Genomic DNA, 15,845 nt, shown 5'->3' with positions numbered 1-15,845 from the left:
GGCGTCGGTTCGGGGCGGGCCGTGTCACGCCCGTCCTGGTGGCCCGCGTGGATCAGCCCGGCGGTCGCGCCGATCGCCACGACCGCCGAGGCGACGGCGAGCAAGGCGTTCCGGCGGGCCGCGCGGCGGCGTTCACGGTGAGCGGTGCGGCGTCGTACGCGGGTGCCCGGCACTCCTCGATCCCCTTTTCCGACACCGCTGTTCGTCCGTTCCGATGAATACTCGGGCCGGTCGGTGCCGTGGCGAGCCTAGGCCTGGGACGCTCCGCGCATGACGCAGATCGAGCAGTCCGCAGTACCGGCCCCAGGGGGCGGCCCGCCGCCGGGCGGCTCCCCGGTGATCGAACGTATGCGGGAATTGCGTTCCCGGTGGCCGTCCGGGGACGGGGTGGCGGTCTTCAACGCGGCCTATCTGGAGGTCGTCGAGCGGGTGGCCCCGGACCTCGGCGGGGGCAGGCCCGACGAGCGGGAAGCCGCCGCCCTGCTGGGCGTACGGTGCGCCGAGCGCTATCTGTCGGCCGCCGAGACGGCCACGGCGGGCGGGCGGCCGCCGGAGTGCTGGAGGCCGTTGCTCCCCTGCCGCCGCCATCCCGGCGTACGTCCGCTGCAGTTCGCCCTCAGCGGCCTCCAGGCGCACGTGGGCCACGATCTTGTCCTGGCGGTGGTGGACACCTGTCGTACGCTCGGCTGCGAACCGCCCGACCTGGAAGGGGAGTTCGAGCGCGCGGGTGAACTCCTCGCCTTGCTGGAGGAGCGGATCCACGACGAACTGATGCCGGGGCCCGACCTGCTGGAGATCGCGGACCCGCTGACCCATCTGGTGGGTTCCTGGAGCCTGGAGCGGGCCCGCGAGGCAGCCTGGTCGGCGGCCCGGACGCTCTGGCGGCTGCGCGGATTCCCGTCGCTGGCCGAGGAGTTCCGGCAGCGGACCGACGCGGGTGCGGGTCTGGTGGGGCGGCTCCTGCTCACCCCGTGCCGCTGACGCCCGCGTCGGTGCGGCCCCGGACTCAGTCCTCCGGAAGCTCGACCGGAGCGATCTCGTCGAAGACGTCGCCGGGGCCGGGGTTGGTCCCGTCCGTCGCCCCGCCGAACTGGTGCATGACGCCCCACACGGCGTTGAGCGCGGTCTGCACGGCGCCCTCGGCCCAGCCGGCTGTCCAGGAGATGTCGTCCCCGGCGAGGAAGATGCCCCGCTTGTCCTCGGGCAGCCGGTCCTGCATGAAGTGGGTGAACAGCCGCCGCTGGTAGCGGTAGTGGCCGGGCAGGTTGGCCTTGAACGCGCCCATGAACCAGGGCTCGTTCTCCCAGGAGACGGTGACCGGGTTGCCGATGATGTGGCTGCGGATGTCGACGTTCGGGTAGATCTCGCCGAGCGACTTGAGCATGACCTCCATGCGCTCCTTCGGGGAGAGCGGCAGCCACTTCAGGCTGTCGTCGCACCACGTGTAGGAGAGGCAGATGACGGCGGGCTTGTCCGGACCGTCGTCCAGGAGGTACGTCCCCCGGGTCATCCGGTCGGTGAGCGTCATCGACATGGTGTCGCGGCCCGTGGTCTCGTCCTTGTCCAGCCAGAACGGGCGGTCGACCGGCACGAACAGCTTGGACGACTCCATGTAGTGGGTGCGCTCCATCGCCGTCCAGTGGTCGATCGGGAAGAGCGCGTCATCGCAGTCGATCTTGGAGAGCAGCAGCCAGGACTGGCCGGTGAAGACCGCGGCCCGGAAGGTGCGGATGTCGCCGGTGGCGTCGGTGACCGTGATGCGGTTGCCCGCGGTGCGGGTCAGCCGGGTCACGGCGCCGCGCGGCTCGCCGCCGTGCAGGGAGGAGAGCGAGGTGCCGAGCGGCCAGTGGACGATCTTCTGCGGCTCGCGGTCCCACAGGCGCAGCGGGAGCTGCTGGCTGCCGCCGACGATGCCGCGGTGGTGGTCGTCGGCCTCGGTGTAGACGACGCGCAGGATCTCCAGGATGGAGTTGGGGAAGTCGGTGTCCCAGCCGCCGGTGCCGAAGCCGACCTGGCCGAAGATCTCGCGGTGCCGGAAGGACTTGAAGGCCTCGGACTCGCAGAGGAAGCCGTAGAAGGTCTGGTTGTCGAGCCGCTCGACGAGCTGCGACCAGATCTCCCGGATGCGCGGGACGTCGCGCTCGCGCAGCGCCCTGTTCATGTCGGAGAAGTCGGCGCCCTCCTCCAGGCAGGCGTTCCAGGCCTCGGCGACATCGCGGTAGACCTGCGGGAGGTCGTCGATGGTCTCGGCGTAGTGCGACTCGCCCTTGAGGTCCACGACGGTCGAGGGCGTGGCCGGGGAGAGCGGGTTGGGGAAGGGCCGGGTCTCCAGGCCCACCAGGTCGATGTAGTGCTGGAGCGCCGTGGAGGAGGGCGGGAAGCGCATGGCGCCCATCTCGGCGGTGAGGTCGCCGTCGCAGCCGTCGAAGCCGACGGTGCGCAGCCGGCCGCCGATCTGGTCCGCCTCGTACACGACGGGCTTGAGGCCCATCTTCATCAGCTCGTATGCGGCGATGATGCCCGAGAGCCCGCCGCCGATGACGGCGACCTCCTGGCCGTGCTCGGTCGCCGGTATCTGCCCGAGTCCCGCCGGGTGGGCGAGGAAGTCGTCGTACGCGTACGGGAAGTCCGGCCCGAACATGGTGATCGGCGGGGCGGCCGCGTCGGTGTGCTGGACGGCGTTGGGCACCGTGGACGTCATGGGGTACGGACTCCTTGCGCGGTACGGAAGTTCGGGGAGGGGTCGGGCTCAGGCGAGGGAACCGTAGAGGCCGGGGCGGCGGTCTGCGAGATACGGGTTGGCGGCGCGCGATGCGGCCAGGAACTCCGGGTCCACCTCGCCGATCACGAGTTCCTCGCCGCGTCCGGCACGGGCGCGCACCACCCCGTCGGGGCCGGCCAGGCAGCTGAGCCCGACGAACTCGAACTCCCCTTCCGGGCCGGTGCGGTTGACGTACGCCACGTACATCTGACTCTCGAAGGCCCGTACGGGGACGACGGATTCGGCGACGAACTGGAAGGGGTGCATCTGCGCGGTGGGCACCAGCAGCAGATCGGTGCCGGCCAGGGCGTGCGCCCGGACGTTCTCCGGGAACTCGACGTCGTAGCAGATCAGCAGGCCGATGCGGATGCCGTCGAGGTCGGCCTGGACGACGGTCTGGTCGCCGGGGGTGAACCACTCCTGCTCGAAGCAGCCGAACAGATGGGTCTTGCGGTAGTTCGCGAGCCGCGCGCCGTCGGGGCCGATGAGCTGGGAGGCGTTGAAGATCCGCTCCCCGTCGCGCTCCGGGTAGCCGTAGAGGACCGCGAGGCCGTGGCGTACGGCGATCTCGGCGATCGCCGCGGAGCCGGGTCCTTCGGCGGGCTCGGCCAGCTCGGGCACGGCGTCGCCGATGGCGTATCCGGTGAGGAACAGCTCGGGGGCGACCAGCAGCCGGGCTCCCGCGTCGGCGGCCCGGGCGGCGGCCTCGTCGAGCGCCTTCAGGTTCTCGGCGACGGCGCCGGGCCGTCCGGAGCTCTGGAGCAGGGCGGTGCGCAACGACGGCATGGCTGACCTCGGGCGGTGCGGGCGGGGTGGGGAGACGTATCGAAGGTACGTGGCCCGGATCGGCCCGGACAAGGCGCGAGTGTTGCGCGCCGACCGTTGATTCGTTGCGCGGGAAGGGCCCAGGGCGGCGAATCGTTGCGTCGGGGATCACCGCAGGTCAGTGGGGTGATGTGCGCCACCCGTTTCAGGCCGGCGGGGCCTCCGCGGAGTACCGGCGCAGCAGCGGTGAGAGCACCAGCACCGACTTCGTGCGCTCGACGTACGGCTCCCCCGCGATGCGCTCCAGGACCTGCTCGAAGTGGCGCATGTCGGCGGCGAAGACCTGCACCACCGCGTCCGCCTCGCCGGTCACCGTGGAGGCCGAGGCGATCTCCGGGTAGCGGGCGAGGCCCTGCTTGATCGCGTCCGGGGAGGTGTTGCGGCTGCAGTAGATCTCGATGAACCCCTCGGTCTCCCAGCCGAGCGCCGCCGGGTCGACCCGCACGGTGAAGCCGGTGATCGCGCCCTCGGCGCGCAGCCGGTCGACGCGGCGTTTCACGGCGGGGGCGGAGAGACCGACGATGGCGCCGATGTCGGCGTAGGAGCGCCGGGCGTCTTCGGCGAGGGCGTGGACGATGCGTTCGTCGAGGTCGTTCAGGCGCACGTCGGGCGGTTCGCTATCTCTGCGGTGGGTCGGCTTGCGGGAGGCGGTGCGTGCCGCCTCCCGCAGTAGACCACGGGCCGCCGTTCCGGGCGCGCCCGGAGCGGCGGAACCGGCCGTCAGAAGGGGAACTGCGAGCGGCCGTGCTGGATGGAGATCCACTTCTGGGTGGTGAAGGCCTCGATCATCGAGTCGCCGTTCAGCCGGCCGAGGCCGGAGCTCTTCTCACCGCCGAAGGGGACGATCGGCTCGTCGTGGACGGTGCCGTCGTTGATGTGGATCATGCCGGTGTGGATGCGCTGCCCGACCCGCACCCCGCGCTCGATGTTGCCGGTGTGGACGGCGCCGCTGAGTCCGTACGGGGTGTCGTTGGCGATCCGGACGGCCTCGTCCTCGCCGTCGAAGGGGATCAGCAGGGCGACGGGCCCGAAGATCTCCTGGTGCAGGACGGGCGAGTCGGCGGCCAGGCCGGTCAGCACGGAGGGGCTGACCAGGTTGCCGTCGGCGCGGCCGTGCAGGAGGGCCGTCGCCCCGGCCGCCACGGTCTGGTCGACGAGCTTGGAGACGGACTCGGCCTGCGAGGAGTTGATCAGCGGGCCGATCTGGGTGGCCGGGTCGGCGGGGTCGCCGACGGTGAGGGACGCGACCTTGGCGACGAACTTCTCGGTGAACTCCGCCTCGACCGCGCGGTCGACCAGGATGCGGTTGGCGGCCATGCAGACCTGGCCCTGGTGGACGTACCGGCTGAAGACCGCCGCGTCGACGGCGTAGTCCACATCCGCGTCGTCGAGGACGATCAGGGCGCTGTTGCCGCCGAGTTCGAGGACGGCGCGCTTGAGGTTCTGGGCACAGACGGTGGCGACGTGGCGGCCGACCTTGTCCGAGCCGGTGAAGGAGATGACCTGCGGCACGGGGTGCTCCAGCAGGGTGTCGCCGATCTCCGCGATGTCGGTGATCACGACGTTCAGCAGCCCGGCGGGGAGACCGGCGTCCTCGAAGACCTTGGCCAGCAGGGTGCCGCCGCAGATCGGGGTGTTCTGGTGCGGCTTGAGGACGACGGCGTTACCGAGGGCCAGCGCGGGCGCGACGGACTTCAGGGAGAGCAGGAAGGGGAAGTTGAACGGGCTGATCACCCCGACGACGCCGACGGGCACGCGGTAGACGCGGTTCTCCTTGCCCTCGGTCGGCGAGGGGAGGATCTGTCCGGCGGGGCGCAGCGCCAGCTGGATCGCCTCGCGCAGGAACTCCTTGGCCAGGTGCAGTTCGAAGGCGGCCTTCAGCCGGGTGCCGCCGAGCTCGGCGACGATCGCCTCGCCGATCTCCTGCTCGCGCTCCTCGACGATGCGCAGCGCCTTCTCCAGAACGGCCCGCCTGCTGTACGGGTTCGTGTCCGCCCACGCCTGCTGCGCGCGCTCGGCGGCCCGGTAGGCCTGGTCGACCTCGTCGGCGGTGGCGACCGGGATCGAGGCCAGCTTCTCCCCGTCGAACGGGTTGAAGTCGATGATGTCCCAGGACCCCTTCCCCGGCCTCCACTCGCCGTCGATGTACTGGTGGGCCAGGTCAGTGAAGAAGGACATGAGATCCCTTACCGCAGAGAGGCAGGCAGCTGATTGCGGTTCATATTACTGAGATTTCAACAGAGTTGAAGCGCTCCCCCGGCCACTCGGGCAGGCCGGAAACGACGTCGCCCCCTCCGGCGTGGAACTGCCTGAGGGGGCGGGGTCGTCGCGTGGCCCGGAGATCAACTCCAGCTGGCGTGCAGGGGCTTGCCCTCGGCGTAACCGGCGGCGCTCTGGACGCCGACGACCGCCTTCTCGGTGAACTCCGCGAGCGAGCCGGCACCGGCGTAGGTGCAGGAGGAGCGGACGCCCGCGATGATCGAGTCGATGAGGTCCTCGACGCCCGGGCGCGCCGGGTCGAGGAACATCCGCGAGGTGGAGATGCCCTCCTCGAAGAGCGCCTTGCGGGCGCGGTCGTAGGCGGACTCGTCCGAGGTGCGGTTCTTCACGGCGCGGGCCGAGGCCATCCCGAAGGACTCCTTGTAGAAGCGGCCGTCGGCGGACTGCTGGAGGTCGCCGGGCGACTCGTACGTGCCCGCGAACCAGGAGCCGATCATCACGTTGGACGCGCCGGCGGCGAGCGCCATGGCGACGTCGCGCGGGTGCCGGACGCCGCCGTCCGCCCAGACGTGCTTGCCGTGCTTCCTCGCCTCGGCGGCGCACTCCAGGACGGCGGAGAACTGCGGCCGGCCGACGCCGGTCATCATCCGGGTCGTGCACATGGCGCCGGGGCCGACGCCGACCTTGATGATGTCCGCGCCCGCCTCGATCAGGTCGCGCACGCCCTCGGCGGCGACGATGTTGCCCGCGACGATCGGGACCTGCGGGTCGAGGGCCCGCACGGCCCTCACCGCGCTGATCATGGATTCCTGGTGGCCGTGGGCGGTGTCCACGACGAGGACGTCGGCGCCCGCGTCCAGGAGCTGCTTGGCCTTGCCGGCGACATCGCCGTTGATGCCGACGGCGGCCGCGATGCGCAGCTTGCCCCCGGCGTCGGTGGCGGGGGTGTAGAGCGTGGCGCGCAGGGCGGCCTTGCGGGTGAGGATGCCGACGAGGCGGCCGTCCGCGTCGACCGCGGGGGCGAGCTTGCGGTTGGCGCCGTCGAGCTTGTTGAAGGCGTCGCGCGGGTCGATGTCCGCGTCCAGCAGCACGAGGTCCTTGGACATGACCTCGGAGAGCTGGGTGAAGCGGTCGACGCCGCTGAGGTCGTGCTCGGTGACGACACCGACGGGACGGCGGTCGGCGTCGACGACGACGCCCGCGCCGTGCGCCCGCTTGGGCAGCAGCGAGAGCGCGTCGGCGACGGTCTGGCCGGGGGCCAGCTCGATCGGGGTGTCGAGGACGAGGTGGCGCGTCTTGACCCAGGAGATGACGTCGGTGACGACCTCGATCGGGATGTCCTGGGGGATGACGACGAGGCCGCCGCGGCGGGCGACGGTTTCGGCCATCCGGCGGCCCGCGATGGCGGTCATGTTGGCGACCACGAGCGGAATGGTGGTACCGGTCCCGTCGGGCGACGAGAGGTCCACACCCTGGCGGGAGCCGACCGCGGAGCGGCCCGGGACCATGAAGACGTCGTCGTACGTGAGGTCGTACGGGACCGCGGGGGACTCTGTGTAGCGACCGGTGCCCGGCTCAAGAAAACGCATAAGACTCATTTTTTCATACGAAACCGTGCAGGTCGTTTCCCCGAAGACACAGCAAAAGACCCCCGCTTTCGTCTGATCCTCCGAAGAGGCGGCCGGGGGTCCCGGGCAAGCGAACCTGCCTTACCCACGGACTGTACCCGAACGGGATTCGAATCATTCGTGATCACCATCCCTGGACCGGGTGACAAGGGGTCAGGTAGCTTCAAAGCCGCAGGTCTCGGGGGTGTCGGAAGCGTCGATCCGGCTCGTCGGCAACCCTGGGCACACCGTATGACCGGAGAGGATCCCGATCCGCCTGTGGACAGCGAACTGCCGGACATCTACTGCCCGTTCCCGCAGCGGACCAACCCGCACGTGGGGCACACCCGGGGGCATCTGGACGCCTGGACCAGACGGACGGGTCTGGTCCATCGCGAGTCCGCGAGGAACCGATTCGAACAAGCCGATTTCGGGGCGTTCGTCGGCATGGTCTACCCGACGGCCGACGAGGAACACCTCGATCTGGTGGCCGACTGGTTCGTCTGGCTCTTCCTGGTCGACGACCAGCTCGACGACGGGCACCTCGGCCGTTCACCCGACCGGGTGAGAAGCGTGGTCGAACGGATGCGCGCGGTCGTCGACGGCTCCGCCCCCGAGCCGCTGCCGGGGGAAGAGGTCCCGGCCGCCGTGACCGCCCTGGCCGATCTGTGGAAACGTACGACGCCGAACGCGGCCCCGCACTGGCGGACCCGGTTCGCCTGGCATCTGGTCACCTACCTCACGACCGCCACGACCTGGGAGGCGGGCAACCGCGCCGAGGACGTGGTGCCCTCGGAGGAGACGTACATCGCCAAGCGGCGGCACACCGGGGCCATCCACGTCTGCATGGACCTCATAGAGATCGTCGCGGGCATCGAGGCTCCGGAGTCGCTCCACAACGACCCCCGCTTCATCACCGCTCTGGAAGCCGCGTGCAACCACGTCTGCTGGGCGAATGACGTGTACTCCTTCGAGAAGGAGCAGGTGCTCGGCGAGATCCACAACCTCGTCCATCTGGTCCGCCACCACCGGGGCCTCGGGGAGCAGCAGGCACTGGACCACGTCGCCGAGCGGCTCGCGATGGAGACCGAGCGGTTCCTGACCGCCGAGGACGAGCTGCTGGAGCTGTATCCGGAGCTGTCCGGGCTGCTGGTGCCCTACCTCGACGGGATGCGGAGCTGGATGCGCGGCAACCTGGACTGGTCGCGCCAGACGCCCCGCTACAACCCGGCGGACGTGGGGCAGTACGAGGAGCCCGAGGAGTATCTGGAGGAGACGGTGCTGGGCGTCCCGCCCGCGCGCACCGAGGCCGCCACCCCCGCCCCGTGCGCGGCCAAGGCTCCCCCGGCCGGCTGAGGACAGGGACGAATACCGAGGGCCGTGCACCTTGCGGGGTGCACGGCCCTCGGCGGGTCTTCGACGTCACTCCCCGTCGGGGTCGGCCCGCTCCAGCGCCGGGCGGACCCCCGCGGCGGACTCGGTGAGCAGATAGTCGGCCGCGGCGGTGTCCGTGACCAGGCTCGTGACCAGGCCGGAGCGGAGCACCGCCCCGATCGCCGCCGCCTTGCGCTGGCCGCCCGCGATGGCGACCACCTCGGGGATCCGGCGCAGCCGGTCCGCCTCCACGGTGATGCAGCGCTCCCCGAGGTCGCGGCCGACCCGGCGGCCCTCGGCGTCGAAGAGGTGCGCGGACATCTCGGCGGCGACGCCGAGCGAGGCGTAGTGGGCGCGCTCCTCGTCCGAGAGCATGTCGTGAACCGTGGAGATACCCGGCTCCCAGGAGCCGATGGAGACGGCGGCGACGGTCACCTTGTCGAAGTACTCGAAGGCGCGGGCGATGCCCGTCTGGTCGCGCAGCGCGGCGGCCGTCGCGGGGTCGGGCAGCAGCATCGGGGCGTAGATGGGGTGCGCCTCGCCGCCGGAGACCTGGGCGGCCCGGCGGACCGCCTCGACCGAGCCGCGCTCGGCGGTGCCCGCGTCGTACACCCCGGTCAGCTGGACGACCGTGCAGGGCGGCAGCCGGTCGAGGGCGGCCGCCATGTGGATGGTGGAGCGGCCCCAGGCCAGACCGAGCACATCGCCCTCGGCCACCAGCTCACCCAGGAGGTCGGCCGCGACCTCGCCCAGGTTCTCCGGGTCGGGGGCGTCGTCCTGTTCCTCGGCCGGGGATTCGACGACCACCGCGTGCCGCAGCCCGTAGCGGGCGCGCAGGGCGTCGGAGCGTTCGGCATCCAGCTCTGCCGGGACCCGGATCTCGATGCGTACGAGATCGCGTTCGAGGGCGGTCTCCAGGACCCGGGCCACCTTGAAGCGGCTCACGCCGAACTCCTCGGCGATCTGGATCTTGGACTTGCCCTCCAGGTAGAACCGGCGGGCCATGGCCGCCGCCTGCACCAGCTCCGCGGGTCCCATCCGCATGGCTGACCGACCCGCCGAGATGCCAGACACCGCGATCTCCTCACTGCTGTTCACACGCCCGATACGCCGTTCATCCTGTCAGATCCGGCGATCCTTGATCGGCCCTGTCGGACCGCGTTCATCTGCCCTTGGTTCAGTGGTCGCACGCCCAGGGGGCCGCGGCCGTCGCCACGTCCGCCAGGGCCCGCAGGTCACGCACCGCCGCCGCCGGGTCCGCCGCCCCGTAGACCGCGGATCCGGCCACGAAGACGTCGGCTCCGGCCTCGGCGCAGCGCTCGATGGTGGACGCCGAGACCCCGCCGTCGACCTGGAGCCACAGTTCGAGTCCGTGCTTGCTGATCAGCTCCCGGGTGCGGCGGATCTTCGGCAGCATGATGTCCAGGAAGGCCTGCCCGCCGAAGCCCGGCTCGACCGTCATGATCAGCAGCATGTCCAGCTCGGGGAGCAGGTCCTCGTACGGCTCGATGGGCGTCGCGGGCTTGAGCGCCATCGAGGCGCGCGCCCCCTTCGCCCGGATCTCCCGCGCGAGGCGCACCGGCGCGGCGGCGGCCTCGGCGTGGAAGGTGACGGACCCGGCGCCGGCCTCCACGTAGCTCGGGGCCCAGCGGTCCGCGTCCTCGATCATGAGGTGGCAGTCCAGCGGGGTGTCCGTCGCCTTGCTGAGCGCCTCGACGATCGGCACGCCGAGGGTCAGGTTGGGCACGAAGTGGTTGTCCATGACATCGACATGGAGCCAGTCCGCGCCTTCGACGGCCTTCGCCTCCTCGGCGAGACGCGCGAAATCGGCGGACAGGATGCTGGGGTTGATCTGCGCCATGACCCAAGCCTGCCACGTCTGAGGCCGGTTCCCCGCCTCGATGCCCTCCGAAGCCTCACACAGCCCTCACAGTCCGCGCATTCTGGGCATTTTGCCAGCGCTTTACCGTTCTTTTGCCGTGCGGGCGGGCGGGCTGACGCGGTGATATTCAGCCGGTCCGGCGCAGCAGAGCCAGATACATCGCGTCCGTGCCGTGCAGATGCGGCCAGAGCTGGATGTCGGGCCCCTCGCCCAGGGCGGACACCCCGGGCATCAGCGGGCGGGCGTCGATCCACTCCGCCTCGACCGGCTCTCCGCCGCGGCCCTTGAGCACGTCCTCGACGACCACCCGGGTCTCCGCGAGATGCGGCGAGCAGGTGGCGTAGCCGACCACGCCGCCGACCCGTACGGCCTTCAACGCCTCGCGCAGCAGGCCGCGCTGGAGCGGGGCGAAGGCCTCCAGGTCCTCGGCGCGACGCCGCCAGCGGGACTCCGGCCGGCGGCGCAGCGCGCCGAGTCCGGAGCAGGGCACGTCCATCAGGATGCGGTCGAAGGTGCCGGGCAGCCACGGCGGGCGGGTGCCGTCGGTGGTGATCACCTGGTACGGGCCGGGGTTGCCGGCGAGCGCCCGCTCGACCAGCCGGGAGCGGTGGGGCTGCTTCTCGGCGGCGAGCAGCGTCGCGCCGCGTTCGGCGGCCAGCGCCGCGAGCAGGGCGGCCTTGCCGCCGGGGCCCGCGCAGCCGTCCAGCCAGCGGGTGTCGCGGCCCTCGACGGGGGCGGCGGCCAGGGCGGCGGCGACGAGCTGGCTGCCCTCGTCCTGGACGCCCGCCCGGCTCTCCCGGACGGCCTCCAGCGCGCCGGGCTCGCCGCCCTCGGCCATCCGGACGGCGTACGGCGACCAGCGGCCGGGCAGGCTGTTGTCCTCACCCAGGGCCTTGACCAGCTCTTCGGTGGTGGAGCGGCCGGGGCGGGCGACCAGGGTCACCTCGGGCCGCTCGTTGTCGGCCTCCAGCAGGTCCTCGATGCCCGCCCGGCCGCCGCCCAGCGCGTCCCAGAGGGCGGAGACGATCCAGCGGGGGTGGGAGTGGACGACGGCGAGGTGGTCCTCGGCGTCCTCGTCGTACGGCGGGGCGACCTTCTCCACCCAGCCGTCGAGGTCGTGCGCGGTGACCTTGCGCAGCACCGCGTTGACGAACTTCGCACGCCCCTCCCCCAGCACCACCCGGGCCAGCTCCACACTGGCGGAGACGGCCGCGTGGGTGGGGATACGGGTACCGAGCAGCTGGTGGACGCCCATGTTCAGGACGTCCAGGACCGGCGGGTCGACCTCGCGCAGCGGCCGGTCGATGCAGGCCGCGACGATCGCGTCGTACGTGCCCTGGCGGCGCAGCGTCCCGTAGACCAGCTCGGTCGCCAGCGCCGCGTCCCGGCCGTCGAAGTCGCCCTTGGCCCGGGCCTTCTTCAGCAGCGGGGGCAGCACGAGGTTGGCGTACGCGTCCCGCTCGTCGACGGCCCGCAGCGCCTCGAAGGCGAGGAAGCGGACCGGGTCCTTCTTGGGCCGGCGGTGGGGCTTGGCGGGACGGCGACGCGGCTGGTCGTTCACGTGAAAGGTGCTCCGCTGACGGTGAGAGGGGCGAACCCTCCCAGCGTACGACGCCGTCCGGGGCCTCCCGAACGCGAGGTTCTCCGGCCCGGGGGAGCTACGACCCCAGCAGCTCGCCGTGGGCGATGCGGACGCCGCGCGCCCAGTCGGCGGCCCGCATCGGCTTCTTGCCCTGCGGCTGGACCCAGAGCAGCTCGACGGCGTGCGACCCGGTGCCGACGTACACGTTGTTCTTGGCGGCCGACAGCTCGCCGGGGGCCAGGTCCGTACGGTCCAGGACGGGGGTCGCCTGGATCAGCTTGAGCCGCTCGCCGCGGAACAGGGTCCAGGCGCCCGGGGCCGGGGTGCAGCCGCGCACCACCCGGTCGACCCGCAGCGCGGGCGCGGACCACTGGACCTGGGCGTCCTCGACGGTGATCTTCGGGGCCAGGGTTACGCCCTCGTGCGGCTGGGGCACGGCGTGCAGGGTGTCGTCCTCGATGCCGTCCATCGTGGCGGCGAGCAGCCCGGCCCCGGCGAACGCGAGCCGGGTGAGCAGGTCGCCGCTGGTGTCGGTGGGGCGGATCTCCTCCGTGAGGACGCCATAGACCGGGCCGGAGTCGAGGCCCTCCTCGATCAGGAAGGTCGACGCGCCGGTCACCTCGTCCCCGGCCATCAGGGAGTGCTGCACGGGGGCGGCGCCCCGCCAGGCGGGCAGCAGCGAGAAGTGCAGGTTGACCCAGCCCCGGGCGGGCACGTCGAGGGCGACCTTGGGCAGCAGGGCGCCGTAGGCGACGACCGGGCAGCAGTCCGGGGCGATCTCGCGCAGCCGGGCGAGGAAGTCCTCGTCCCGGGGCCTGACGGGCTTGAGCACCTCGATCCCGGCCTCCTCCGCCCGCTCGGCCACCGGGCTAGCGACGAGTCGGCGGCCCCGCCCGGCGGGGGCGTCGGGACGGGTCACGACGGCGGCCACCTCATGGCGGTCGGAGGCGATCAGGGCGTCCAGGGCGGGGACGGCGACTTCGGGGGTGCCGGCGAAGACGAGCTTCATGGGTGGCTGACTGCCTCTCGGGCCAAGACGTACGGTGACGAGCAGCACACCAGTCTAGGGTCTCGGGTCGGACCGGGCCCGGCCGCTCCCTGCGCGAGGGCGGTGACTGCTCTGCGCGGGGGCGGCGGCCCTTGCGCGGGGGCGGCGACCAGGGGGCGTACGCGCGCCGCGCACGCCCCGTGCATATGCACATACGCCCCGATAGCGTGACCACATACCCGGCTCGGGCGTTGGTCAAAGGAGATTGACCGAAGCGGGCCGCCCCGATGCGGCCCGATCCCTTTCAACGCCGGTTCGAGAGGCTTCTTCATGGCCGACCACGCAACGCACGACGCCCAAGCGCGGGCCAGTCTGCATCTTCTGGTGCGGGACATCGAGCGGGTCAGGCGGCAGGTGGACGCGCTGCGCACCCTCACCGCCCAGCTGGGCAACGTCTACCGTCCGCGCCGCTCCGGCCCTTCCGCGGGCTTCGTCGTCTACGGCAGGGCCCCGGCCCCCACCGTCCGCCTCGCGCAGGAGCTGCGGGACAGCGTCGAGACCCTGGTGACGGCCGCGGTGGACTTCGACCGATCGCTGGGCTTCTCCTGGGACGCGGTGGGCTCCGCCCTCGGCGTCACCAAGCAGGCCGTCCACCGCCGTTACGGAACCCGCCGCGCCACCCCGCAGTCCGCCGCCGAGACCGGCGGCGAGAACACCGCAGCGCCGCGCCCGGTCTCCGTCGGCAGCGGCCTGGCCGGATCCTCCGCCAAGGGGTCCGGCTCCCCGGTCCCCTCGGTCCCGGCGGCCCGCTCGATGCCGCCGCAGCCGTCGACGGCCCCGCAGCCGGCCCGCGAGGAGCTGCGCCCGGGCGCGTTCCCGGGCCCGCGCAACGGCTGACCGCACGCCGCCCTTCTGCCCCACCGTGCCGGTCGCACGGCGGGGCAGTTCCCAGTCCGGGCCCGGTGCGGGCACACGGCCCGCGGGCACCGGCTCAGCCGATGTCGGGCGGGTCGATCCTGATGCGTATCGGTTCGTTCGCGCCCTTGGCCGTACGGGCCGCGAGCGCCGTCTTCAGGGCGCGGGCGAGCGCCGCCCCACGTCCCGGGACCACCCGGACCAGGGCCCGCTCCCAGGTCTCGCCCGGTGGCGCGTCCCCCGGCCTGCGGGCCCTCCCGGGCGCGGTGGAAGGGGCCGGCACCGGTCCCAGGATCTCGGCCTCCGGCGGCAGCCCCGCGGTCTGCAGGAACGCGGCCAGGGCCTCGGGCGGGCCGGTGACCGAGGCCATCCGGGAGACCGGCGGGAAGCCCAGCTCGGCCCGCTCCGCCAGCTCCCGCCGGGCGAACCCCGCCGGGTCCCAGCGGACCAGCGCCTGCACCGCGCGCTCCGTCGGCTCGGCCACGACCACCACCGTGCCGCCCTCCTCCTGCCCCCGCACCAGCGCCGAAGCCGCCAGCCACCGGCGCAGCGCCTCCTCCCCCGCGCGCAGATCGGGCCGGCCGAGCATGGCCCAGCCGTCCAGGAGCAGGGCCGCCGCATAGCCGCCCTCGGCGACGGGCTCCGCGCCGGGCGTGGAGACGACCAGGGCCGGGGCGTCGGGCACCGCGTCGAGGATGTGGTCGCGCCCCGAGGTGCGGACGGGCACGGCGGGAAAGGCCCGGCCCAGCTCCTCCGCGGTGCGTCGGGCGCCGACGATCCGGGCGCGCAGCCGGGTGGAGCCGCACTCCGCGCAACTCCAGGCCCGCTCGGCCTGCCCGCACCAGGCGCAGTTCAGAGCCTGCTGGTCCGGCGCTTCCAGAGGGCCCGCGCAGTGCCGGCAGCGGGCGGGGGTGCGGCAGCGTTCGCAGGCGAGGCGGGGGGCGTAACCCCGCCGGGGGACCTGGATCAGCACCGGTCCGGTGCGCAGACCGTCGCGCACGGTCCCCCAGGCGAGGCTGGGCAGCCGGGCGGAGCGGGCGGCCCCGTCCCGGGCCAGCTCGCCGTCCCCGACCGTACGGACCAGGGGCGCGGCCCGGCGCAGCCCTTCGCGGTCCGCGAGGAGCGGCAGCGCCCAGCCGCTCTCCACGAGCTGGGCGGCCTCGACCGTGCAGCTCGTCCCGCCGAGCAGGAAGCCGCAGCGGCCCTGGGCCGCCCGCAGCTCCAGGACCTCGCGGACATGGGGGAAGGGGGCGTTGTCGTCGCTGTGGCTGGAGTCGCCGTCGTCCCAGACGACGACGAGGCCGAGGTCGCGGACGGGGGCGAACATCGCGGCCCGCGTGCCCACGACCGCCCGCACCGAGCCGCGGCGTACCGCGAGCCACTGGCGGTAGCGCTTCTCGGGGCCGGATTCGGCGGTGAGCAGGGCGTGTCTCCCCGCGCCGAGGGCTTCGGTCAGGGCCGTGTCGACCCGTGCGGCGGACCGCCCGTCCGGGACGACGACGAGGGCGCCGCGCCCGGAGGAGAGCGTCGCCGCGACGGCCCCGGCGATCTCCGCGGGCCAGTGCGGTCCGGGCAGGGCGGTCCACACCGCGCGCGGGGCGCCCCCTTCAGCCAGTGCGCGCAGGAAGGCCGGGCCCTGGACGTACCTCTCCCAGGTGCCCGGGTCCGGGGGCGGGGGCGGGGGCTGCGGG

Annotated in this window: 13 protein-coding genes; 3 read left to right on the top strand and 10 right to left on the bottom strand. The window is 72.6% G+C overall.

Annotation, left to right across the window (positions count from 1 at the left end; translation table 11 throughout):
* Positions 1 to 270: 270 nt before the first annotated feature.
* The gene (locus tag D3105_RS24280) at positions 271 to 981 is read left to right on the top strand and encodes a DUF5995 family protein (RefSeq protein ID WP_118905170.1); all 711 of its coding nucleotides are present in this window, start codon (positions 271 to 273) and stop codon (positions 979 to 981) included.
* A 25-nt stretch (positions 982 to 1,006) separates the two neighbouring features.
* On the opposite strand, the gene D3105_RS24275 is transcribed toward D3105_RS24280, so the two are convergent.
* From D3105_RS24275 to D3105_RS24255, 5 genes are all read right to left on the bottom strand, one after another.
* Positions 1,007 to 2,701, bottom strand: coding sequence for a flavin monoamine oxidase family protein (locus tag D3105_RS24275; RefSeq protein ID WP_118905169.1), 1,695 nt, complete (start codon positions 2,699 to 2,701; stop codon positions 1,007 to 1,009).
* Positions 2,702 to 2,749: 48 nt separating this feature from the next.
* Positions 2,750 to 3,547 (bottom strand): carbon-nitrogen hydrolase family protein, encoded by a 798-nt coding sequence (locus D3105_RS24270; protein WP_118905168.1) that lies wholly within the window; start codon positions 3,545 to 3,547, stop codon positions 2,750 to 2,752.
* A gap of 184 nt (positions 3,548 to 3,731) precedes the next feature.
* Complete coding sequence (locus tag D3105_RS24265; RefSeq protein WP_003970382.1) at positions 3,732 to 4,190, bottom strand: Lrp/AsnC family transcriptional regulator; 459 nt, start codon at positions 4,188 to 4,190, stop codon at positions 3,732 to 3,734.
* A 116-nt stretch (positions 4,191 to 4,306) separates the two neighbouring features.
* The gene (locus tag D3105_RS24260) at positions 4,307 to 5,764 is read right to left on the bottom strand and encodes an aldehyde dehydrogenase family protein (RefSeq protein WP_118905167.1); all 1,458 of its coding nucleotides are present in this window, start codon (positions 5,762 to 5,764) and stop codon (positions 4,307 to 4,309) included.
* Positions 5,765 to 5,928: 164 nt separating this feature from the next.
* On the bottom strand, positions 5,929 to 7,395 hold the full coding sequence (locus D3105_RS24255; protein ID WP_118905166.1) for a GuaB1 family IMP dehydrogenase-related protein: 1,467 nt from the start codon (positions 7,393 to 7,395) through the stop codon (positions 5,929 to 5,931).
* Positions 7,396 to 7,692: 297 nt separating this feature from the next.
* On the opposite strand from D3105_RS24255, the gene D3105_RS24250 reads away from it, so the two are divergent.
* Positions 7,693 to 8,769 (top strand): terpene synthase family protein, encoded by a 1,077-nt coding sequence (locus D3105_RS24250; RefSeq protein WP_118905165.1) that lies wholly within the window; start codon positions 7,693 to 7,695, stop codon positions 8,767 to 8,769.
* A 66-nt stretch (positions 8,770 to 8,835) separates the two neighbouring features.
* Here the strand turns inward: D3105_RS24250 and D3105_RS24245 are convergent, their stop codons facing one another.
* The 4 genes from D3105_RS24245 to fmt form a co-directional block, all read right to left on the bottom strand.
* On the bottom strand, positions 8,836 to 9,831 hold the full coding sequence (locus tag D3105_RS24245; RefSeq protein ID WP_065488064.1) for a sugar-binding transcriptional regulator: 996 nt from the start codon (positions 9,829 to 9,831) through the stop codon (positions 8,836 to 8,838).
* A gap of 133 nt (positions 9,832 to 9,964) precedes the next feature.
* Complete coding sequence (gene rpe / locus D3105_RS24240; RefSeq protein ID WP_109199139.1) at positions 9,965 to 10,648, bottom strand: ribulose-phosphate 3-epimerase; 684 nt, start codon at positions 10,646 to 10,648, stop codon at positions 9,965 to 9,967.
* 148 nt (positions 10,649 to 10,796) lie between these two features.
* Positions 10,797 to 12,230 carry an RsmB/NOP family class I SAM-dependent RNA methyltransferase gene (locus tag D3105_RS24235; protein WP_118905164.1) on the bottom strand — a complete coding sequence of 478 codons (1,434 nt, stop codon included), beginning with the start codon at positions 12,228 to 12,230 and terminating at the stop codon, positions 10,797 to 10,799.
* A gap of 97 nt (positions 12,231 to 12,327) precedes the next feature.
* Entirely contained in the window at positions 12,328 to 13,260 is a 933-nt protein-coding gene (gene fmt / locus D3105_RS24230) for a methionyl-tRNA formyltransferase (protein WP_118905163.1), read from the bottom strand.
* Positions 13,261 to 13,569: 309 nt separating this feature from the next.
* On the opposite strand from fmt, the gene D3105_RS24225 reads away from it, so the two are divergent.
* Entirely contained in the window at positions 13,570 to 14,136 is a 567-nt protein-coding gene (locus D3105_RS24225) for a hypothetical protein (protein WP_118905162.1), read from the top strand.
* Between the two features lie 94 nt (positions 14,137 to 14,230).
* On the opposite strand, the gene D3105_RS24220 is transcribed toward D3105_RS24225, so the two are convergent.
* The coding region (locus tag D3105_RS24220; RefSeq protein ID WP_133305705.1) for a primosomal protein N' at positions 14,231 to 15,845 on the bottom strand (1,615 nt) is incomplete at its 5' end.

It is taken from the genome of Streptomyces globisporus (genome assembly GCF_003501885.1).
Taxonomy (GTDB): domain Bacteria; phylum Actinomycetota; class Actinomycetes; order Streptomycetales; family Streptomycetaceae; genus Streptomyces; species Streptomyces globisporus_D.
This window is presented reverse-complemented; position numbering and strand designations above follow the sequence as displayed.